This is a genomic window from Listeria grandensis FSL F6-0971 (assembly GCF_000525835.1).
Taxonomy (GTDB): domain Bacteria; phylum Bacillota; class Bacilli; order Lactobacillales; family Listeriaceae; genus Listeria_A; species Listeria_A grandensis.
The window spans coordinates 24,846-44,959 of sequence record NZ_AODD01000014.1 but is presented as its reverse complement, the minus strand read 5'-3'; the positions used below and the strand labels follow the sequence as shown (position 1 = coordinate 44,959).

Annotated in this window: 21 protein-coding genes; 7 read left to right on the top strand and 14 right to left on the bottom strand. The window is 42.6% G+C overall.

All coding sequences use genetic code 11. From position 1 onward, the window contains the following. Positions 1-78: 78 nt before the first annotated feature. Together PGRAN_RS09430 and PGRAN_RS09425 are read right to left on the bottom strand one after the other, a co-directional pair. Entirely contained in the window at positions 79-1,860 is a 1,782-nt protein-coding gene (locus PGRAN_RS09430) for an ABC transporter ATP-binding protein (protein WP_036066721.1), read from the bottom strand. Continuing rightward, positions 1,847-3,595, bottom strand: a complete 1,749-nt coding sequence (locus PGRAN_RS09425) for an ABC transporter ATP-binding protein (RefSeq protein WP_036066814.1) — start codon at positions 3,593-3,595, stop codon at positions 1,847-1,849. Before PGRAN_RS09425 ends, PGRAN_RS09430 begins: the two co-directional genes overlap by 14 nt. Positions 3,596-3,827: 232 nt before the next feature. Between PGRAN_RS09425 and PGRAN_RS09420 the strand changes: the two genes are divergently transcribed. Beyond that, positions 3,828-4,661 (top strand): helix-turn-helix domain-containing protein, encoded by an 834-nt coding sequence (locus PGRAN_RS09420; protein WP_036066719.1) that lies wholly within the window; start codon positions 3,828-3,830, stop codon positions 4,659-4,661. A gap of 323 nt (positions 4,662-4,984) precedes the next feature. Here the strand turns inward: PGRAN_RS09420 and PGRAN_RS16810 are convergent, their stop codons facing one another. The 5 genes from PGRAN_RS16810 to PGRAN_RS09400 form a co-directional block, all read right to left on the bottom strand. Further along, entirely contained in the window at positions 4,985-5,125 is a 141-nt protein-coding gene (locus tag PGRAN_RS16810) for a hypothetical protein (RefSeq protein WP_159101132.1), read from the bottom strand. Between the two features lie 319 nt (positions 5,126-5,444). Further along, positions 5,445-6,374, bottom strand: coding sequence for a DHH family phosphoesterase (locus PGRAN_RS09415; RefSeq protein WP_036066717.1), 930 nt, complete (start codon positions 6,372-6,374; stop codon positions 5,445-5,447). An 18-nt stretch (positions 6,375-6,392) separates the two neighbouring features. Next, positions 6,393-7,709, bottom strand: a complete 1,317-nt coding sequence (ytoI, locus tag PGRAN_RS09410) for a CBS-HotDog domain-containing transcription factor YtoI (protein ID WP_036066813.1) — start codon at positions 7,707-7,709, stop codon at positions 6,393-6,395. 18 nt (positions 7,710-7,727) lie between these two features. Further along, positions 7,728-8,411: a metal-dependent hydrolase gene (locus PGRAN_RS09405; RefSeq protein ID WP_036066715.1), complete on the bottom strand. Its 684-nt coding sequence runs from the start codon at positions 8,409-8,411 to the stop codon at positions 7,728-7,730. A 148-nt stretch (positions 8,412-8,559) separates the two neighbouring features. Next, entirely contained in the window at positions 8,560-8,982 is a 423-nt protein-coding gene (locus tag PGRAN_RS09400; protein ID WP_036066712.1) for a MarR family winged helix-turn-helix transcriptional regulator, read from the bottom strand. Between the two features lie 145 nt (positions 8,983-9,127). On the opposite strand from PGRAN_RS09400, the gene PGRAN_RS09395 reads away from it, so the two are divergent. From PGRAN_RS09395 to PGRAN_RS09380, 4 genes are all read left to right on the top strand, one after another. After that, positions 9,128-9,439, top strand: a complete 312-nt coding sequence (locus tag PGRAN_RS09395; RefSeq protein ID WP_036066711.1) for a DUF2316 family protein — start codon at positions 9,128-9,130, stop codon at positions 9,437-9,439. Positions 9,440-9,456: 17 nt separating this feature from the next. Continuing rightward, entirely contained in the window at positions 9,457-10,149 is a 693-nt protein-coding gene (locus PGRAN_RS09390) for an SDR family NAD(P)-dependent oxidoreductase (RefSeq protein ID WP_036066710.1), read from the top strand. Positions 10,150-10,215: 66 nt separating this feature from the next. Continuing rightward, positions 10,216-11,313 (top strand): M24 family metallopeptidase, encoded by a 1,098-nt coding sequence (locus PGRAN_RS09385; protein ID WP_036066709.1) that lies wholly within the window; start codon positions 10,216-10,218, stop codon positions 11,311-11,313. Between the two features lie 145 nt (positions 11,314-11,458). Beyond that, a complete protein-coding gene (locus PGRAN_RS09380; protein ID WP_036066707.1) occupies positions 11,459-11,815 on the top strand; it encodes an iron-sulfur cluster biosynthesis family protein in 357 nt (118 codons plus the stop codon). Between the two features lie 39 nt (positions 11,816-11,854). Here the strand turns inward: PGRAN_RS09380 and ald are convergent, their stop codons facing one another. Then, complete coding sequence (ald, locus tag PGRAN_RS09375) at positions 11,855-12,970, bottom strand: alanine dehydrogenase (protein WP_036066706.1); 1,116 nt, start codon at positions 12,968-12,970, stop codon at positions 11,855-11,857. A gap of 351 nt (positions 12,971-13,321) precedes the next feature. On the opposite strand from ald, the gene PGRAN_RS09370 reads away from it, so the two are divergent. Beyond that, complete coding sequence (locus tag PGRAN_RS09370) at positions 13,322-13,780, top strand: universal stress protein (protein WP_036066705.1); 459 nt, start codon at positions 13,322-13,324, stop codon at positions 13,778-13,780. 65 nt (positions 13,781-13,845) lie between these two features. On the opposite strand, the gene PGRAN_RS09365 is transcribed toward PGRAN_RS09370, so the two are convergent. The 5 genes from PGRAN_RS09365 to sppA form a co-directional block, all read right to left on the bottom strand. Further along, complete coding sequence (locus PGRAN_RS09365; RefSeq protein WP_036066704.1) at positions 13,846-15,039, bottom strand: acetate kinase; 1,194 nt, start codon at positions 15,037-15,039, stop codon at positions 13,846-13,848. Between the two features lie 24 nt (positions 15,040-15,063). After that, positions 15,064-16,056, bottom strand: a complete 993-nt coding sequence (locus PGRAN_RS09360) for a class I SAM-dependent methyltransferase (RefSeq protein WP_036066703.1) — start codon at positions 16,054-16,056, stop codon at positions 15,064-15,066. Positions 16,057-16,289: 233 nt separating this feature from the next. Beyond that, positions 16,290-16,790, bottom strand: a complete 501-nt coding sequence (gene tpx, locus PGRAN_RS09355; RefSeq protein ID WP_036066702.1) for a thiol peroxidase — start codon at positions 16,788-16,790, stop codon at positions 16,290-16,292. A 130-nt stretch (positions 16,791-16,920) separates the two neighbouring features. After that, the gene (locus PGRAN_RS09350) at positions 16,921-17,439 is read right to left on the bottom strand and encodes an RDD family protein (RefSeq protein ID WP_036066701.1); all 519 of its coding nucleotides are present in this window, start codon (positions 17,437-17,439) and stop codon (positions 16,921-16,923) included. A 13-nt stretch (positions 17,440-17,452) separates the two neighbouring features. After that, complete coding sequence (gene sppA, locus PGRAN_RS09345) at positions 17,453-18,475, bottom strand: signal peptide peptidase SppA (RefSeq protein ID WP_036066700.1); 1,023 nt, start codon at positions 18,473-18,475, stop codon at positions 17,453-17,455. Positions 18,476-18,637: 162 nt separating this feature from the next. On the opposite strand from sppA, the gene PGRAN_RS09340 reads away from it, so the two are divergent. Continuing rightward, positions 18,638-19,438 (top strand): NAD kinase, encoded by an 801-nt coding sequence (locus PGRAN_RS09340; protein ID WP_036066698.1) that lies wholly within the window; start codon positions 18,638-18,640, stop codon positions 19,436-19,438. 96 nt (positions 19,439-19,534) lie between these two features. Here PGRAN_RS09340 and PGRAN_RS09335 read toward each other — a convergent pair whose 3' ends face one another. Next, positions 19,535-19,963, bottom strand: a complete 429-nt coding sequence (locus tag PGRAN_RS09335; RefSeq protein WP_036066696.1) for a dUTP diphosphatase — start codon at positions 19,961-19,963, stop codon at positions 19,535-19,537. Between the last annotated feature and the right edge of the window lie 151 nt (positions 19,964-20,114).

The following is a 20,114-nucleotide window of genomic DNA, read 5'->3' as shown; positions in this document are numbered from 1 at the left end:
TCACTCCTCTCCTAGATACTCTCCTCTCTATTATATCGGTTGTGCGCATAAAAAGAAACCATACGTTCGCATTTATTTCTACAGTGCTTGCAACATGTCGAATTGGGATTGATATAACTGGTAGTAATAGCCTTTCTTCGCCATCAATTCCGCATGGCTACCTGCTTCTTGCACCCTGCCGTTATCAATATAAAAAATCCGAGAACTGTTTTTAATCGTGGAAAGCCGATGCGCGATAATGAACGAGGTCCGCCCTTCTAGCAATTTTTCTAGCCCTTCTTGTAAAAGCATCTCGGTTTGCGTATCGATACTCGATGTCGCCTCATCTAGAATGAGAATTTTTGGATCGGCAAGTAGTGCTCGAGCAAAAGAAATGAGCTGTCTTTGCCCAGCAGAAAGCGTGCTTCCGCGCTCCTTTACCTCTGCATGATAGCCTCCTTTTAGTTCCGTTATGAAATCATGTGCCCGAACAATTTTAGCCGCTGCTATGACTTCTTCTTCCGTTGCAGTAAGTTTCCCATAACGAATATTCTCTAAAATGGTTCCTGAGAAAATGAAGGTATCCTGTAGCATCACGCCCATCTGCTCACGTAAGGATCGCAATGTCACTTCCGCAATATTCTCCCCATCGATCGAAATCTCGCCGCCATTAATATCGTAAAAACGACTCAGTAAATTGATCACCGTTGTCTTCCCCGCACCAGTTGGTCCAACAAGCGCAATGCTTTCACCAGCTTTTACATCGAACGAAATGCCTTTTAAGATATCTTTGCCTTCTTCATAGCGAAAACGAACATCATCAAAACACACATTTCCTTTAATAAGTGGCATTGAGCGCGCATTTGGCAAGTCTTTAATGTCCGGTTCTACATCCATCGTTTCAAAAATACGCTCCAAGTAAGCTGTTGCTGTAATCAAAGAATTGTAGAAATTCCCAATATTAATAACTGGATTCCAAAAGTTCCCGACATAACCCACAAAAGCAACAAGCGTCCCTGTTGAGACTTCGACGCCGAATCCTTTTATACCTAGGAAATAAATCAGGCACGTCGTGATGACTGCAATATTTTGCACGCCTGGCCATAGCAAGAATTGAATTTTGACGGCTTTCATCCAGGAATCGCGATACGCATCGCTTACTTCTGTAAAAATTTCATGGTTTTCCTTTTCACGAGAGAAAGATTGCGTCACTTTAATGCCTGCGATGCTTTCGTGGATATACGCATTCAAATTGGACTGCTTATTACTCAGTTGTTGATACGCACGACGTTGGGCATTTTTAATGAACATCACCATCACGAACAGCACTGGAATCAGAATCAAGCTATAAAGCGTCATTTTAACATCGATTGCGAACATAAAGGCCAGCGTTACAGCAACGCTTAAAACATCGGAAATCAGATTAATCAAGCCATTCGAAAGCAGATCACTTAACATGTTGATGTAATTAACAACCCGAATCAAAATTTTCCCATGCGGCCGACTGTCGAAATATGCGAATGGAAGTTTTTGCAAATGTTCAAATATGGATGCTCGCATATCTTTTAAAATATCTTGACCAATCCGCGTGATCGAGCCAATCCGATACCACATACAGATGCCTGTCACGATGACAGACAGCACAAACACAACACCAATCCAAGCAAGTAGCGTCATATTTTTGTTCGGAATCGCGTTGTCAATGACTACTTTAGTTAAATAGGGGCCAAGCATCGTCGCCACGTTCGCCAATAAGATGACAAAGAGCGTCACATAAATCGCTTTTCGATAAGGCTTCACGAATACCATAATGCGTTTCAAATGCGCGATATTAAATTCTGATTCCAGTTCCTCATCCACATTAAACTTATTGCGCGCCATTGTCATCCACCTCCAACCCTAATTGTTTCTGATAAATATCGTAATAATAGCCTTTTTCCGCAAGTAGCGAGCTATGTGTTCCCCGCTCTACGATTTTTCCATGATCTAAAATTAAAATCTCATCCGCGTCCTTCACCGACGAAATCCGGTGCGCGATAATGAACGTCGTCTTGTCTTGCGTAATCTTACCAAGTTCCCCTTGAATTTTCACTTCTGTTTCCATATCCACAGCCGATGTTGTATCGTCCAAAATCAGAATCGACGGATCTTTCAACAACGCTCGGGCAAGTGAAATACGCTGTTTCTGGCCACCCGACAAGCCAACACCGCGCTCACCGACAATCGTGTCATAACTCTCTGGCATCCGCTCAATAAAATGATCTGCATCCGCAATTCGCGCCATCCGTTGCACATCCTCCATCGTTGCATCCGGTGCACCAAAAGCAATATTCCCCTCAATCGTATCTGAGAACAAGAAAATGTCCTGCATCACTGTCGCAATATGATCCCGAAGCTCCCGTACATGCCATTTTCTTGCATCCATTCCGTCAATCAAAATAATACCTGCCGTCGGATCATAAAAGCGACAAATCAAATTCACCAACGTCGACTTCCCTGCCCCCGTTTCACCCAAAATAGCTATCGTCTGACCAGGGGCCGCCGTGAGCGAAATATTCGTCAACACGTCCGTATCTGGATCATCCTCAAAATGAAACGACACATTCTGAAATTCCACGAATCCCTTTAATTCTGGCGCGGCTTTTTCTGAATGAATCGGAATTTTCGTCTCCGTTTCCAGCATATCTCGAATTTTAAACGAAGAAGCTACGAAGCGTTGCGCATCATTGATCAACCAACCACTCATCCGCATCGGCCCATTCAGCATCCACAAGAACCCATTAAACGCGACCAAATCACCGAGCGTCATCTGATTTTTCATCACTAGAAAGCCACCAAAAATGAGTGTAATAATGACAAGCGTCCCTGCAAGCGAATCAAGTACTGGCAAATACCGCTTCGAAACCGCCGCCGAATCCATGTTACGCTTTTTAAAATCTTCATTGTGCGCATTAAACTTCTCGATTTCATACTCCTCACGCGCAAACGCCTTCACCACACGGTTCCCGCTAATATTCTCTTCCACCATCGAATTAAGCCGTGAAAAGCTTTCCCGAATCTCATAAAAAATCGGCTGTGCCTTCGCAGACATCCGCATCGTCAAAATCGCAATAAACGGCGTCACCAAAACAAGTGTCAGCGTCAATTTCCAATCAAGCGAAGCCATCACAATAATCGCAAATAAGAACAAAAACGCATTTTCCAAAATATTATAAACAACCCACGACACAAAATGCCGAATGGCGTCCGTATCCCCTGTCATGCGCGCCATAATATCCCCGACCCGCGTATTATTAAAAAAAGCAAAATCGAGAGACTGCAATTTTTTATATAAGTCCTCCCGAATTTGAAAAAGCGCATTTTGTCCCACACGTTCAAACATAATCTGATACGTATAGCGCAGAATTGTCCGCAACAGCGTCGTCCCAATCATAATGCCAAGGAGCGGCAACAACCAGCTCATTTTCCCCTGTTGAATCACATCATCAACAACCTTCCCACCGACAAGCGGATAGACTAGGCTAAGCAACGACGCAATGACAATGAAAACCACTGAGAGCCAAACAAAGCCTCTTTTCCCTTTCGTATAGTGCCAAATCCATTTCAAACTAGCCACAAAACCACCCCATTTCAACTATTCATCCACCCTATTTTACTCCCCTCCCTGCAAAAAAGAATGGTCTATGTTAGGAAAAAGGATGGAGAATGTTGTATAATGAATGAAAAGTAAACGACGCTTTTCAAGAATCACAAATAAGAAACGCCAAGTATCCAACTAAACAGAAATAGACTTACACTATTTTAGTAAGCGCATTCATTTCATGCAACAAACCAAGGGAGGAACAAAAATGCTAAAAATCAACACAACTACCTTCAACCCGCAAATCCTATACGTTGCCGATTGCTACATGAACGAAGTGCGTACCGGGACACGGCATCATCACGATTTTATTGAAATGAGCATCATCTATTCTGGAACTGTCGACTACAATATCGACAATAAAATTTACCATCTTCAAGCAGGTGATGTTCTTCTTTTCAATCCGGGCATCGATCATTTCGAATTTTCCAAAGAAGGTGCTGAAAACACGCAAATTCACATTGGTTTCCGCCATTTCTCACTCGAAGGTTACCCGCGCGACACGTTCCCATTCAAGACATCGGTCATCCGCCTAGGCGAAAACAAAACCCAATTCATGGAAACTTGTACGCAACTACTCGCCGAAAAATACCATGAAAAACCTGGCTATGACCTCATGCTAAAAGCGCTCGTAATGCACTTAATCATTTATATTTTGCGTGACGCCGATCCAGAACAACTCGAAAATAACGGCTTCAAACTCTCGACCGAAGCCCAAGAAAAACAAACACTCGTCAATGAAATCATTCATTATATGGAGAAACATCACACGGAAGACGTAACCCTATCCAGCCTCTCTCAGACGATGTACATCAGTCCGACCTACATCTCCAAAATTTTCAAAGAAGAAACCGGCGACTCTCCAATCAATTACCTGATCAAAATTCGCTTATCACGCGCCCATGACTTACTCGCATCACAAGACGTTACCGTAAAAGAAGCCGCCAAACTCGTCGGGTACAATGATGCCTTTTATTTCAGCAAACTTTTCAAAAAATACTATGGCTTCCCCCCATCTGACGTCCTCAAAAAAACAAGCTAAAAAATGGAACTGCTTTTTCAAAGTCCGCGTAGGCCTCGAAAACACAGTTCCATTCTTCACTTATTCGCCTTTTTCATATAAAAACTAGTTTTTATAGTTTTGACATCGAGCACAGTTTAGCGTTAACCACTTCAAATTGATCCGAAAACGATTGATACTCACAGCGAAGATTCTCTATATTTTCACAATGATGTACATCTAAAAGGCCCAAACAAACCTTTTCCCAACAATCAAATAGCAGGTCGACTTCTTTAAATTGTAAATCATTATTATTCTGAATTAAATGAATAATGGATTGATAAGAACTAAAAATATCAGAAATTCTACACTCCCATATCAGATACAATGCCGTACCTCATTACGTCAACGTAAATTTTTCCAGTTCGCTCAAAAATATCCAATAAGTAAGCATTCAACTGTCTAATTCTGTATTTTTGAATTCCCATTTCTTTAATCTCTACCATCTAAATCACCTCACCTAATTATACCAAAAGTGATTTCGGTTTACTGTAGATAAATTGTGTTGTTTCACTATAAAAAAGATACAAAGGCTGCACATAGCAAGCTTCCACACTAAATGTAAGCGCCTTCTCTTGGTTCTCATTGATTTCTTCTGAAAAAATCGGCAACAGTCGGCAGTATACGGATGGATGAAACATAAGATGTATTGCTTTTTTCAGCGCTAGTATCACCAATTCTCCGGATGACTCGATTCGAATTCACATCGGTATACATGCATAAAGAAGAAGCAGTATACCAAAAAATGGTTTACTGCTCCTTTTATTATTTACATAATACTTCTAATTTAGCGACCATTTCTGGAATTTCGGATTCGGATTCAAGTGTTGCGCCTGATGCCAATGGATGCCCACCCCCGCGATATTCTTTCGCTAGGCCGTTTATAACCGGTCCCTTCGAACGCAACCGAGCCCGAATCGTTTCGCCATCTTCAACAAATAAAATCCACGCCTTAATCCCAATCACACTATCGATTCGATTCACTAACTGGGAGGCATCACGAGGTGTTACATCGAATTTTTGCAACATCTCCTGATTGATATACATGTAAGCAGCACCATTTTTTGACATCTGGAAATGTTGCAAAATGTACCCCGACAATTTCACCGCATTCATCGGCGTTTCATACATTTTTGTGAATATTTCCGTCCGGTCAAAGGGAAACGTAACTAAATCAGCCGCATAACGCAATGTTGTCGGCGTCGTATTCGGGAACAAAAAGCGTCCCGTATCACCAACAATCCCTGCATAAAATAATCTCGCTGCTGCCTCATTCAACGCCAATTCTTTCGGGAATTCCTCCACAAACGCGACTATCATCTCACTACAAGAGGAAGCATTCGTGTCTACCCAGATATAATCGCCATACGCATCCTCATTCGGATGATGGTCGATTTTCACAAGCTCCTTACCGAAAGCGTACCGCGCATCATCAATCCGCTCCGTATTTGCTGTATCACAAACGATGACAAGCGCCTCTTTGTACACATCATCCGCGATCGCATCAACCTTACCTAAAAAATCAAGCGATGGCTCACCAGTCCCTGCGCACAGCACCTGCTTCTCTGGGAAATTTCCCTTCAAAATAGCTGCTAAACCCATCTGTGAACCATAGGCATCTGGATCTGGCCTTACATGACGATGTATAATAATCGTCTCATATTTTTTGATAACATCTAAAATGGCTCTTTTCATCTACGTCTCCACCAATCCTTAACGTTCCATCATTTGACAAGCCACAATGGACTTCCCAACTAAAATACCTTCCAAATAAAGCTCCACATCAATTTTTCCCGCTTTGCGTCCCATCTCAAGAATCCGCGGTTTAATCACGATTGTCGCATCCATCTGTATCGGTTTTAAAAAGTAAATCGAAATATTTTCAATCGCCACATTGCGTTTTTTCAAAGAAAACAGTTTTTGCTGCACGACATCGCACACGATTTGCGTAAATACACCGTAAGAAAGCGTTCCAATACTATTCGTCATCTGTGGCGTCACCGTAAACTGAAAATCAAGCTCCGGCGCATCATCCGTCGCCTTCTCAATCAGCTGATTCGTAATCGTATCATCGATCGTTTCTCCAATCTGTGGTTGACGCTGAATCATCTGCAACGACTTCAAAATATCCTGCCGACTCACAATCCCAATCAGTGTCAAATCATCCTTCACGACTGGAATAACCTCGATACCTTCCCAAATCATCATATGCGATACCGAAGCAACACTCATTTTTGGCCCAACTGTCAGCGGACTTTTTGTCATCACACGCTCAATCGAGATCGATAAGTTTTTATCAATCACATCTTTGCTCGTGATCATTCCAAGCAGCCGCATCGCCTTGTTCACCACAGGAAAACGGCTGTGTCCCGTCGAGGTTTCCTTCTTATACCAATCCTCGACCCGATCCGATGTACTCAAATAAGCCGTATGCTCAATCGGCGTCAAAATATCTTCCACAAACACGACTTCCTTCTTAATCAACTGGTCAAAAATCGCCCGGTTAATCATCGTCGCCACCGTAAACGTATCATACGTCGTCGATAAAATCGGCAATTCCTTCTCGTCCGCCAATTTCTTCACGGAGTCCACCGTATCAAAACCACCTGTAATCAGTACCGCGGCACCGCGTTCTAGCGCCAGCTCCTGCGCACCTACCCGGTTTCCAACAATCACCAAGTTCCCGGCATCCGTATAGCGCTCCATCGCCTCGACCGTCATCGCCCCAATCACAAACTTATTCAACGATTTATGAAGTCCAGCGCGACCACCAAGCACTTGTCCATCGATCATATTCACAATCTCCGCATACGTCAGTTTCTCAATACTATCCTTTTGCTTCCGCTCAATCCGAATCGTTCCAACCCGCTTAATCGTGCTCACAAACCCGACAATTTCCGCGTCCTTAATCGCCCGGTAAGCCGTTCCCTCACTCACTTGCAAGTTTTTTGCGATTTTACGAACCGAAATTTTCTCGCCAACCGCAAGCTCCTCAATATATTTCAAAATCTGCTCATGCTTTGTCGCCAAGCCACTCACCCATTCCCTTTAAATTGTCATCGATGCGCCAATATCAAGCACCTTCCCGCGCAACTCCGTGTTCAAGCTCGCAACAAATGCATGCGGGTCCTGTGCAATGAGCGGAAATGTATTATAATGCATTGGTACAACCACTTTCGCCTGCAAAAATTCCGCGGCAACCGCTGCATCCTCCGGCCCCATCGTAAAATTGTCTCCAATCGGTAAAAACGCCACATCAAGCTCGCTTAACTGCCCAATCAATTTCATATCTGAGAATAATCCCGTATCGCCTGCATGATAAATATTCTTTCCATCGATCGACAATACAAATCCTGTCGGCAAGCCCAAATTAATAATTTTGCCATCCTTTACAGTGGAAGAACCATGAAATGCCTGCGTTAACTTCACCGTTCCAAAATCAAAAACGCGCTTTCCACCAATATGTAGCGGCGCCAAATTCTCCACACCTTCCATACTTAAAAACGTTGCCAATTCCACATTCGCAATCACCGTTGCGCCTGTTTGTTGCGCGATAGCAACCGTATCCCCAACATGATCATCATGCCCGTGCGTGACAATAATATAATCCGGCTTCTCATCCTCCATCACCAAATCGCATTGCGGATTCCCCGAAATAAACGGATCCACAAGAATCGTTACATCCTCCGTTACCACTTTAATACAAGATTGACCATGAAATGAAATTTTCATATTTTGACTTCCCTTCTGTACTACTCATTAGTATTTAATACATAAACTATACCATAAAACGATTACCAAGTATTTAATGTTTGCACTGACTGCTCAAAGAACTTCAAAAAAACGGCTCCCGTACAGCACAGAAAACCTCGCACACGAGCTAATCAAAATTCTCAATCAATTTCTCTAATCCAGCTAGCAAATGCCCTCTTTCCTGCACCGAAAGCACTCGCTCCATCTCCTGATTCAAATCACGGAACACTTGTTGTACATAATCTACCAATTCATGACCTTCTGTTGTAAGGAAAATTTTCTTCTGACGCTCATTATCTCTAGGAATTTCACGATAAATAAGCCGCTTCTTCTCCAATTCCTTCAAAATATTTGTTATCGTCGCATTCTGTTTTCCTAAATAATTCGCCAGCTCTTTCTGAATCGTCCCCGAATTCACAGCGACATAATTCAAACTTTTCGCTTGTAAAACATTCAAATGAACCCCTTTTAATCGTTTCAAAATATAATCTTGTTGCAGCAAACTTAACGTATACATTTTTTCTGACAGCTCATTTTCACCTGAAATCAAATGACTCTCCTCCTCATAACCCTACCAAATAGTTTAATCTAAAACAATTATATTGACAACTGTTTAGAGATAACCTATAATTATTTTTAACGAAACAGTTTTAATTACAACTGTATTAAAAACAACTATGTAGGAGGAATGCATTATGTCATTAACTCACCAACAAGTAACAGATACCATCAACCAATTTCAACAAAACCTCATACTCTCTGAATTAACCACCGAACAAATCGCAAGCAATTTCCAAACTAGCACAGAAAAAATTGATCGTATCCTCCATCTGAAGCAGAAATCGATGGAAGACCCATGGATTCTTAAAGCCTTTTTAGAGCAACATATTTTAAAATCAGGAAAAACACCCGTCGAATTTAGCGCACTAAAAGGAGATTACCACCAATATTGGTTTTTACAAACAAAGAAAATCGAGAACATGCAACTTAGCAAAGGAAATAAGTAATCAAGGAGGAATCTACAATGACAGTTACTCTCATTACAGGTGGAAATGCAGGACTAGGATTTGAAACAGCGCGGCGCTTGAAACAATTGGGGCACAAGGTATACATTGGTTCACGTGACGCAGCTCGTGGCGAAGAATCAGCCACCAAACTAGGTGTTCATTTTGTGGTCATCGACGTTACGAATGAAGAATCCGTCGCGCAGGCTGCGGCAGAAATCGAGAAACAAGAAGGTCTCCTAGATGTCCTTATCAACAATGCCGGCATTTCCGGAAATTTCGCTTCACCACAAGAGATTACAGCCAGCATGATGGAACAAGTATATCAAGTCAACGTTTTTGGAACTGTACGCGTCACACATCAATTCTTACCACTTTTACAAAAATCTGCACAACCCGTTATCGTCAATGTCAGCAGCGGCTTAGGATCCTTTGGCCAAGTACTTAACCCAGAGCAAATAGAATCCAAGTTTAACCCACTCGCATACAGTTCATCCAAAGCCGCCGTTTCCATGCTCACTTTACAATACGCAAAAGGAATACCAAACATCCGAATCAATGCGGTGGACCCGGGTCCAACAAAAACCGGCTTAACTGGTCAAGGCCATCAAACCGTACAAGAAGGAACCGATGCCATCGTGCAAATGGCAACCCTTGATAAGAACGGCCCTACTGGTATTTTTATGAGTCGTAACGGCATTATCCCGTGGTAAACATTTAATTTCTGCGCGCTTTCGTGTTATGATAAAGTGGACGAAACAAGGAAAGAAGGATGACTGATGGAAAAAAATATCGATATTCTGCAAAATTGGCTAAAAGAGCAAGGAGCTGAGGTTGCATTCATCACCGACCCCGAAAACATCGCCTATTTCACTGGCTATCATAGCGATCCACATGAACGCGTGCTAGGCTTGGCCGTATTTGCCAAAACCGAACCATTCCTATTCACACCAGGTCTCGAAGTAGAAGACGTGAAAAACAGCGACTGGAAACACGATGCCTACGGTTATAGCGACATCGAAAACCCTTGGGAAATCATCGTAACTGAAATCACAAAACGCATACCAACTGTGAAAAAATTTGCCATCGAGAAATCCCATATGAGCGTCGATCGCTTCGAAATTCTATCCAAATACTTAACCGACGCGACATTCATCTCCATTGAAGAAAAAATCCAGATGATTCGCCTCATCAAAACATCAGAGGAACTTGCTATCCTAAAAGAAGCCGCGCTCCTCGCTGATTACGCCGTCCAAGTAGGCGTTGACGAAATTGCAGAAGGCAAAACCGAGGCCGAAATCGTGGCGAAAATCGAATACGAAATGAAGAAAAAAGGCGTGACCGCGATGTCCTTTTCAACGATGGTTCTAACCGGCACGAACGGCGCTCTGCCACACGGTACACCCGGCGACACTAAGATCAAAAAAGGCGACCTTGTCCTCTTTGACCTAGGCGTTGTCCACAAAGGCTACTGCTCTGACATCACGCGCACTGTTGCATACGGCGAAATCAGCGCAGAACAAGAAAAAATCTACAACACCGCGCTAAAAGCCCAACTAGCAGCCATCGAAAAAGTAAAAGCTGGCGTTCCCGCAAAAGAAGTTGACCTTACAGCTCGAAACATCATCAAAGACGCAGGTTACGGCGACTACTTTCCACATCGACTCGGCCACGGTTTAGGCGCAAGCGTCCATGAGTTCCCATCGATCACGGAGACAAACGAAATGGCACTCCAAGAAAACATGGTCTTCACCATCGAACCCGGTATATACGTCCCAGGCGTTGCGGGCGTGCGAATTGAAGACGATATCGTTGTGACAAAAGACGGTTATGAAATTCTAACCGAGTTTCCGAAAGAATTAACGTATGTGAAATAAACCAAAGAAGTAGTTCAGCCACCGTCCGAACTACTTCTCTTTGTATTCATCCCTCTACAATATAAAAACGTCTCCACCTTGAGCAATAAACTTCCCAACCCCAAATAATCGCCGTACAATTAAATAAAAGCGAGGTGACACCAAAATGAACCTAACGTTCACACCAGAAGCCATTACCCGTGTTAATGCACTCCGCCAAAACCTTCCCGGTAAACTCTATCTCTACTATTTAACAGAGGGTTGTGGCTGCGAAAATAGTGGAATTTTCACATTAAAATTAGCCACCCAGACAACCCCCGAAGACACCCAGTTCTCATCCAACCTCGGCCCCATTTTAATCGCACGTTGGACGGCTATTTTCCTAGAAGAACAACTAAAAATAGACTATGACTCCAAATCCAACGCCCTCATTCTAAAAAGCGACAGCCAATTTTACAATCGGAACCTCCTACTCATGGACGCTGACAATAACTTTGTGCATACACCAAAAAACGAGCAGTAACCTCAACAAGAGATTGCTGCTCGTTTTTCTTATATCCGCTTAAGCCAGTGCTTCTTCCACGGCTTTATATTCATACCCCAAATCATCCGCAACGGCTTTATACGTCACATAACCGCCAATCGTATTCACACCTTTATACAGCGATAAATTCCCAAGCACTGCATCAGCAAGCCCTTTATTCGCCAGTGTTAACCCGAATTGCAAGGTCGCATTCGTCAGCGCAATTGTTGATGTACGTGGCACAGCACCCGGCATATTCGCCACAGCATAATGCACAACGCCATGTTTTTCGTAAGTCGGATCATCATGCGTCGTCACACGATCCGTCGTTTCAAAAATACCACCTTGGTCAATCGCAATGTCCACGATAACTGCACCCGGTTTCATCTCCTTCACAAGCGACTCTCTCACAAGTTTTGGAGCACGCGCACCCGGAATCAACACCGCTCCCACGACTAGATCCGCCTTCTTCACAGCGGTTTCAATATTGAATGCATTACTCATCAATGTCGTAATTTGATTGCCAAAAATATCATCTAATTCGCGTAATCGATGCAAGTTCAAATCCAAAATCGTCACGTTTGCACCAAGTCCAATCGCCACTTTCGCCGCATTGGTTCCTGCCATACCGCCACCAATAATCACCACTTCGCCACGTTCCACGCCTGGCACACCGCTAAGTAGAATACCGCGACCACCATTATTTCTTTGCAAAAATTGCGTCCCAATCTGCGCTGCCATACGACCCGCAACCTCACTCATCGGACTAAGTAATGGTAACGTCCGATCATCCAATTCCACCGTCTCATAGGCAACACTGTCCACTTTGCTCTCTGTCAACGCTCTGGCAAGCTCTGGCTCGTTTGCCAAATGCAGATACGTGAATAACAATAATCCTTCACGGAAATATGCATACTCAGAAGCGATCGGTTCTTTCACCTTCACAACCATGTCCGCCGCCCACGCTTCTGCCGCCGTATCCACGATCGTCGCTCCTGCCGTAATATAATCCTCATCGTGAAAAGCTGAGCCAACACCTGCATTTGTTTCGACCAGTACTGTATGACCTGCCTGTACATAAGATAAAACACTTGCTGGCGTCATTGCGACACGATTTTCATTGTTCTTAATCTCTTTCGGAACTCCAATTAACACATAAATCTCCCCTTCACTACGTATTATTACCCATAAGTATACGCTTACATAATTAGAATAACACATATTACCCAAATTGTAAAAATATACGGGTTAAAAAAAATTTGCAATGCTTTTAATGGTTGTTTTCATGAAAAAAGGGTACAATAACAGTATAAAAAGATTTTCCAAAGTGTCGCAAAAACTATCCTCTCGTGAAAGTCCCGCCGAACTCCAACGTGTCAACAAAGGCTTAGCTTTAGGCAAAGTCGAGCACTGGAGCGGAGTGCACTTGTGTACATGAGCACCGGCGCACAGACTTTAACGATGAAGATGCGTATTTGTCGGCACACTGGGCAGGAGGGATTTTGTATGTTACAACAATACAGTAGAGTTTTGGTTGCAGTAGACGGATCTAAAGAAGCAGAAAGCGCATTCCAAAAAGCAATTCAAGTTGCTAAAAGAAATGAGGGTTCACTTGGACTTGTCCATGTTATTGATACACGTGCCTTCTCATCAGTTGCTAACTACGACACATCGATGGCTGACAAAGCAACCGAATATGCCGATGAATTGCTAAATGGATACAAAGACGATGCCTTAAAACAAGGCGTAACGAATGTAGAAACGTATATTGAATACGGTTCACCAAAAACAGCGATCACAAAAGAAGCTGCCAAAGCCTTTAAAGCCGATCTTATCATGTGTGGTGCCACTGGCCTAAACGCAGTAGAACGTTTACTTATCGGTAGTGTTTCGGAGTACATTATCCGCCACTCACCTTGCGACGTCCTTGTCGTAAGAAATGAAGACCCTGTTTACAAAGATTAGTTTCATAAACAAAGAAAAGTAGGTACCCCATTTGAGCGGAGTACCTACTTTTTTGCGTACTGTTACTATCCTTCGTTTCTTATAACCTCTACATCACGTGCAATCATCAATTCTTCATTTGTCGGAATGATGATAACTTTTACAGGAGAATGCGGGTAATTTAGGAAAGCCTCTACACCACGAACTTGGTTTAGGGCTGGGTCCCAATAAACGCCCATGAATTCAAGACCACGAAGTACACGCTCACGAATATAAGAACTGTTTTCACCGATACCAGCTGTGAAGATAATCGCATCGACACCGTTCATACGAGCGGCATATGAACCGATATATTTATGAATACCATCAACAAAAACATCAAGTGCGAGTTCTGCACGATCATTTCCTTTTGCGGCTTCGCTTTCTAGATCACGAAGATCACTTGAAATGCCAGATACGCCAAGCATACCAGATTCTTTGTTCAATACGTCAAGTACTTGCTCTGCAGATTTCCCTGTTTTCTCCATAATAAATGGTACGAGCGCGGGATCGATGTTACCAGAACGAGTTCCCATAGAAACACCAGCAAGTGGTGTGAAGCCCATGGACGTATCCATTGATTTACCGCCTTCAATAGCAGCAATACTCGCACCGTTTCCTAAGTGACATGTAATTAAACGCAATTCTTCTACCGGGCGCCCAAGTAAATCAGACGCGCGTTCAGATACATATTTATGACTTGTACCGTGGAAACCGTATTTACGAATGCCATAATCTTTATAATAATTGTACGGTAAGCTGTACAGGTAGCTTGATTGCGGCATTGTTTGATGGAATGCTGTATCAAAAACAGCCACTGACACGATGTCTGGCAAAACTTTACGGAATGCGCGGATACCAGTCACATTCGCCGGGTTGTGCAATGGCGCAAGTTCAGAAAGTGCCTCGATATCTGCAATAACTTGATCATTGATACGTACTGATTCTGTGAATTTTTCACCGCCGTGAACAACTCGATGTCCAACGCCTGTAATTTCATCATAAGATTTAATAATGTTATGTGAAATCAATTTATCTAGCAACATTTGAACCGCAACTTCGTGATCTGGAATGTCTGTTACTTCTTTGATTTTTTCGTCGCCTACCAAGATTGTGAAAATCGAATCCTTCAAGCCGATACGCTCCACGATTCCCGCCGTAATTACCGTTTCTGATGGCATATCATATAATTGAAATTTTAGTGATGAACTCCCAGCATTAATTGCAATTGTTTTTTCCATGTTTATTTAACCCATTCCCTTCAACTACTTGTTTTCGTTAAACCAGTTTTCAATCTTCGCCAATACGTTTGCCGTCGCTCTTGGATCGGTCAAACTTGGCAAATTCGCAAGCAATACTTCCTTTGGTGGCGCTACATTATCTGCCGCTTTTTGCAGAACAAGAATACTTTTCCGAGCTCCCTCGGATGCAAAAAGTGTCTCTGGCAATTGAATGATACCTTGAATGTGGCCATGTTTTTTTATAAAACGATCTACTTTCGCAAAATCAGCCGTTCCAAACATCGCACTTGGCACTAAGAAGAATAAATATCCGCCCGCTTTTGTGTACCGCATCCCTTGTTCTATAAATAAAAAGTGCGCAAAAGAATGACCGTCATCGCGACTCAGCTCAAAATCGGCGGCGCGCGCATCATCTGGATAGTAACCTATTGGCAAATCACTCACTACAACATCAACCGGATCAACCAGCAAGTTGCCCAAACCATCTTGATGTAATAAATTGATCGGCAAACGCTCCAAGTCAGCTCCAACGTATGCAAGCGAAATCAGCAAATCATCGATGTCAACGCCTGTCGCATCGAGCTCTAATTTGCTTTCCAATTGATTGACGATCGTCGCAATTAAGTTCCCCGTTCCACACGCAGGATCAAGCAAACGAATGGCCGATTTATCAGCAAAAGCCTTATCTACCAAGTAACCAATAATGAACCCAATCGAGTCCGGCGTCATTTGATGATTGACTTGAATGCCGTGCTTCATACCTTTTAAGAGTGCAAGTTGATAACTCTTACGGATATCTTCTTTTGCAAACTCGTCCAACTGAACTGAACTATACCGCTCTTCCAGATTTTTGGCGGCCTCAGCAGAAAGTTCATCCTTTTGAAGTACCTCTTTCTGAAATAAATTCTCTCCTGTCTCATAAACAGCTTCCAAATAACTCATCTCGAGCTCATTTTGAATAATAATAGCTGTATCATCGAGAACACGGAATAATTCCTCAACTGTTGCATTTGTCAAAAGTGAACACCTCGAATTCCTTCATTTCTAACACCAATTAAATATTATACAGCATTTCTAGTCAAGAAGATAGCATTTTATACTTCCGCAAAGTTATAGTTGTATTTTTCTGAGCAAGCGCTTTATTTCGATTCAAAAATAGCGGATGTTACTTCTTGTTATAGTCAAATATTTGATGTCACTATAACAGAAAAAACTAGCAAATCAATATCTGATTTACTAGCTTTGGATACTTATTTAGCTGCTTTTGCCTTTGTAATAGCGGCCTCGTAGTCCGGATGATTTGTTCCTTCACCAACATATTCCGCGTGAACGACCTTGTTGTTACTATCTATCACGAAAACAGAACGGGCTAGCAAACGCAGTTCTTTCATAACGACGCCGTACGCTTCGCCAAATGATAGGTCGCGGTGATCAGAAAGTGTGATTACGTTTGGAAGACCTTCTGCGGCACACCATTTCTTTTGTGCAAACGGTAAATCTACAGAGATTGTAAGTATTGCTGTATTGTCTAAACCAGACGCGTCCTCATTGAACTTACGTGTTTGTTGCGAGCACACGCCTGTATCAATAGATGGGACCACACTGATTATTTTTACTTTACCATCGTAATCGCCTAGTGTTACTGGTTCTAAACCTTGATTTAAAACCGTGAAATCAGGCGCTGTGTCACCAACTTTTACTTCTTTCCCAATCAATGTCATCGGGGTTCCCTTAAATGTAACTTCTGCCATTTTGAATTGCCTCCTTTGATTTCTATCTACATCCCCTATTCTACCGAAGTCCATTGCGATGTACTATTTTTTTGCCTGTATACGAAAAGGAACCTATAGGCTAATACCCATACGTTCCATTTTTAAAAATTTAATGCCACTCTTTATCCAGTTTTAAATATCCTTCGTGGACAACTGCGGTGTTTTCTAAAAGATCTGCTATCCCTTGTTTTTTCGGTGTAAAAGCACAGACTACATAGAGTCCCCACACGACCGATGTCACAAATCGCAGCGCTCCTTCACGAAATAGTACGGTCCCCCATGTCAACGCCTCTTTTTTCAGCGACACGACACGAATCCCGAAAATCATTTTGCCAAGTGTTTGACTCCAAAACTTCGTCATTACGATGAAATAGGCCAAAAAAGTAAGCATTACGAGTGCACCATACATTGCGAAAAAAGAACCGTCCATGTTCCAATCTGCTAATCGAAACACCGGACTGATCAGTATTCCCGAAATCGCCGTCGTCACGAGTAAATCGACTAAATAAGCCATAAAACGAATCCAAAACCCTGCGTAATATTGTGTTGGAAAACCGCCTTGTTCCTCTTTTGGAGGCTCATATTTAAACACGGGACGCTCGGTTTGGTGCAACGTTTCCTGTTCCATTTGAATCCCTCCTTTATTTTCCATACAAGTACATAAGACGTGGTGCTTCCATCATATTCATTAACTGAACCGCTTGATGGGCCTCGCTTTTTTGCCCGACAATTTGACTTACCGATGAAGAGAAGATAGAAGCCAGACCAATACTGCTAGAATCGTACTCAAATACTTGTGCACCTTTCAAATCTTGCTCTTTTTTCAAGGCATCCAATGCATTTTCTTCGTATCCAAATGCGTCAATCAAGCCATTCGCCTTCGCTTGGCGACCATCATAAATCCGGCCGTCTGCAATTTTGCGAACTTGGGCTTCCGTCATATGACGCCCCTCGGCCACGACTTTCACGAACTGCGCATAGGAATCGTCAATCATCGACTGCATGATCGCTTTTTCTTCTGCTGTCATTGGGCGCGTGGAGCTCATTATATCTTTGAATTCTCCACTTTTAATCGTATTATCCGAAATACCCATTTTCTTCATTAATTCGCTAAAATCATAGCCCTGCATGATGACCCCGATCGAGCCTGTCAGCGTTTCTGGGCTTGCAAAGATTTTATCGGCTGGCGCAGAGACATAGTAACCGCCTGATGCCGCCATGCTACCGAACGAAACATAAACCGGCAACTTCTTCTCTTTTTTGATCTGTAAAATTTTATCGCGAATTTGCGCCGATTCTACAACGCCACCGCCTGGGGAGTTCACGTTTAGCATAACACCAGCAACCGTATCATCCTCCCGAATCCATTCGAGCTGATCCATAAAGTCTGTGTGACTGTAGCCTTCACTGCCACCGAGAAGCGAACCACTTGAGCCTGTATCTTGAATCGCACCATCAATGTTTAGCACCGCAATCCGTTTATCAGCTTTGCCATCCTCTAGCACCATTTCTGTCACGCCTGTATCCGTCGCCGTTAGCGAATCAAGCCAAGACGTTTCATATTCATCATCACTGGCCAAGAGCGTACTCGTAATTTTCGTAATTCCACTCACAACTAATAATGCTGCGACAATGCCAATCGCAATCCATCTTTTTGCATTCACACTTTTTCCCCCTTTTTAATAGCTATAGGACTATCATAACGGAAAACTGGCGCTTTTTACAGTGAAACCTGAAAAATTCTTATTTTTTACAAGATTAGTAGTGAGCATTCGTGTTATAATGGGTTGTAGATTGAATTAACTAAGAACACTGGAGGTTTTAGTATGGCTGAAACAATTTTTTACTTTTCCTATCGTAAAACAGAAGAGCTACAAAAGCACGCCGATGAACTAAAAAAAGTTACGAAAGAATACGGTTTTGAAGTAACCGATGATTTTGAAGTAGCAACAGCGATTATTAGTATTGGCGGAGACGGCGCGTTCCTTAAATCCGTGCGTGAAACTGGTTTCCGTTCCGATTGTTTATATGCGGGAATCGCGTTAACCGAACAACTTGGACAATATTGTGATTTTCACGTACACCAAATCGATGAAATTATTAAGGCCGCGGCAGAAGATCGCTGGCTTGTTCGCCGTTACCCAACCATTTACGGTACTGTCAACAATTCCAAGGCCTTTTATGTACTAAATGAGTTCAACATCCGCTCATCGATTATCCGTACCCTACAAATTGATGTGTATATTAATGATAGCCTGTTTGAAACTTTCCGTGGCGATGGTATGGTTATTTCAACCCCAACAGGAAGTACCGCGTATAATAAATCCATTAACGGTTCGATTGTCGATCCATTGTTACCGTCGATGCAAGTGAGTGAGCTTGCTTCGATTAATAATAACCGCTTCCGGACGCTCGGTTCTTCGTTCATTTTGAGCCCGAAACGTAAATTGCGTTTGGATATGCGCGCAAATGGCGTGAATGATTTCCCAATCATGGGGATGGATTCTGAGGCGCTTAGCATTCAACATGTCGATGAAATCAAGCTTGAAGTTGGCGATCGGTTCGTCAATATTATTAAATTGCATAATAATTCGTTCTGGGATAAGGTAAAACGAAATTTCTTGTAAAATTCCATACTCAAAAAGGAGTCCATTACGGGCTCCTTTTTGAGTATATACTAAAGGTAGACAGTGCCATACATTTTGGTCTGCAACCTAGATATATTATTTTGTACCCGTCGAACCAAACCCACCGCGATCAGCATTGCCAAGACTACTTACTTCGGTAATCGTTACTTCTGGCATTTTCTCCATAATTCTAAATTGACAAATCCTGTCTCCTTTTTCAATCACCGTATCACGCATCGCGATAGCTGGAAACTTCCAGAAGTCATTCTCGCCGCAATAGCTCTCGTCGATAACACCCATGCTATTGGACTGGATAATTCCAAAATGTTTATATGTACTGGAACGAGGTACAACATGCGCTTCGTATCCTTTAGGTAATTCCATTGCGAGCCCTAAATCGATTAGTTTATATTCGCCTGACGCTAAGTGAACCTCTTCGTTCGCATATAAATCAATCCAATCGCCTTGTTCTAACTTATTTAATCGTGCCTCTTGATCTGTTGCGTATTTAACTTTTATCTCCATTTTTCATCACTCCAATATTCTAATTCCGTTCACTGCTAATCCTATCATACATGTGCCGTTTCGGGAATCACTTTCTCTAAAAAAAGAAGAAGTTTAATCATCTAGGTGCTAATGTGTAGTCAATTCCGTTAATGTTAACTTTTACCTGGAT

Bases quoted from the DNA above. Each gene is read 5' to 3' on its own strand.
- PGRAN_RS09385 (WP_036066709.1), top strand. From the start codon at position 10,216: ATGGAAAAAAATATCGATATTCTGCAAAATTGGCTAAAAGAGCAAGGA.
- PGRAN_RS09395 (WP_036066711.1), top strand. From the start codon at position 9,128: ATGTCATTAACTCACCAACAAGTAACAGATACCATCAACCAATTTCAA.
- PGRAN_RS09420 (WP_036066719.1), top strand. From the start codon at position 3,828: ATGCTAAAAATCAACACAACTACCTTCAACCCGCAAATCCTATACGTT.
- PGRAN_RS16810 (WP_159101132.1), bottom strand. From the start codon at position 5,125: ATGGTAGAGATTAAAGAAATGGGAATTCAAAAATACAGAATTAGACAG.
- tpx (WP_036066702.1), bottom strand. From the start codon at position 16,790: ATGGCAGAAGTTACATTTAAGGGAACCCCGATGACATTGATTGGGAAA.
- PGRAN_RS09335 (WP_036066696.1), bottom strand. From the start codon at position 19,963: ATGGAGATAAAAGTTAAATACGCAACAGATCAAGAGGCACGATTAAAT.
- PGRAN_RS09365 (WP_036066704.1), bottom strand. From the start codon at position 15,039: ATGGAAAAAACAATTGCAATTAATGCTGGGAGTTCATCACTAAAATTT.
- PGRAN_RS09340 (WP_036066698.1), top strand. From the start codon at position 18,638: ATGGCTGAAACAATTTTTTACTTTTCCTATCGTAAAACAGAAGAGCTA.
- PGRAN_RS09415 (WP_036066717.1), bottom strand. From the start codon at position 6,374: ATGAAAAGAGCCATTTTAGATGTTATCAAAAAATATGAGACGATTATT.
- PGRAN_RS09405 (WP_036066715.1), bottom strand. From the start codon at position 8,411: ATGAAAATTTCATTTCATGGTCAATCTTGTATTAAAGTGGTAACGGAG.
- PGRAN_RS09350 (WP_036066701.1), bottom strand. From the start codon at position 17,439: ATGGAACAGGAAACGTTGCACCAAACCGAGCGTCCCGTGTTTAAATAT.
- PGRAN_RS09390 (WP_036066710.1), top strand. From the start codon at position 9,457: ATGACAGTTACTCTCATTACAGGTGGAAATGCAGGACTAGGATTTGAA.
- PGRAN_RS09430 (WP_036066721.1), bottom strand. From the start codon at position 1,860: ATGGCGCGCAATAAGTTTAATGTGGATGAGGAACTGGAATCAGAATTT.
- PGRAN_RS09380 (WP_036066707.1), top strand. From the start codon at position 11,459: ATGAACCTAACGTTCACACCAGAAGCCATTACCCGTGTTAATGCACTC.
- PGRAN_RS09370 (WP_036066705.1), top strand. From the start codon at position 13,322: ATGTTACAACAATACAGTAGAGTTTTGGTTGCAGTAGACGGATCTAAA.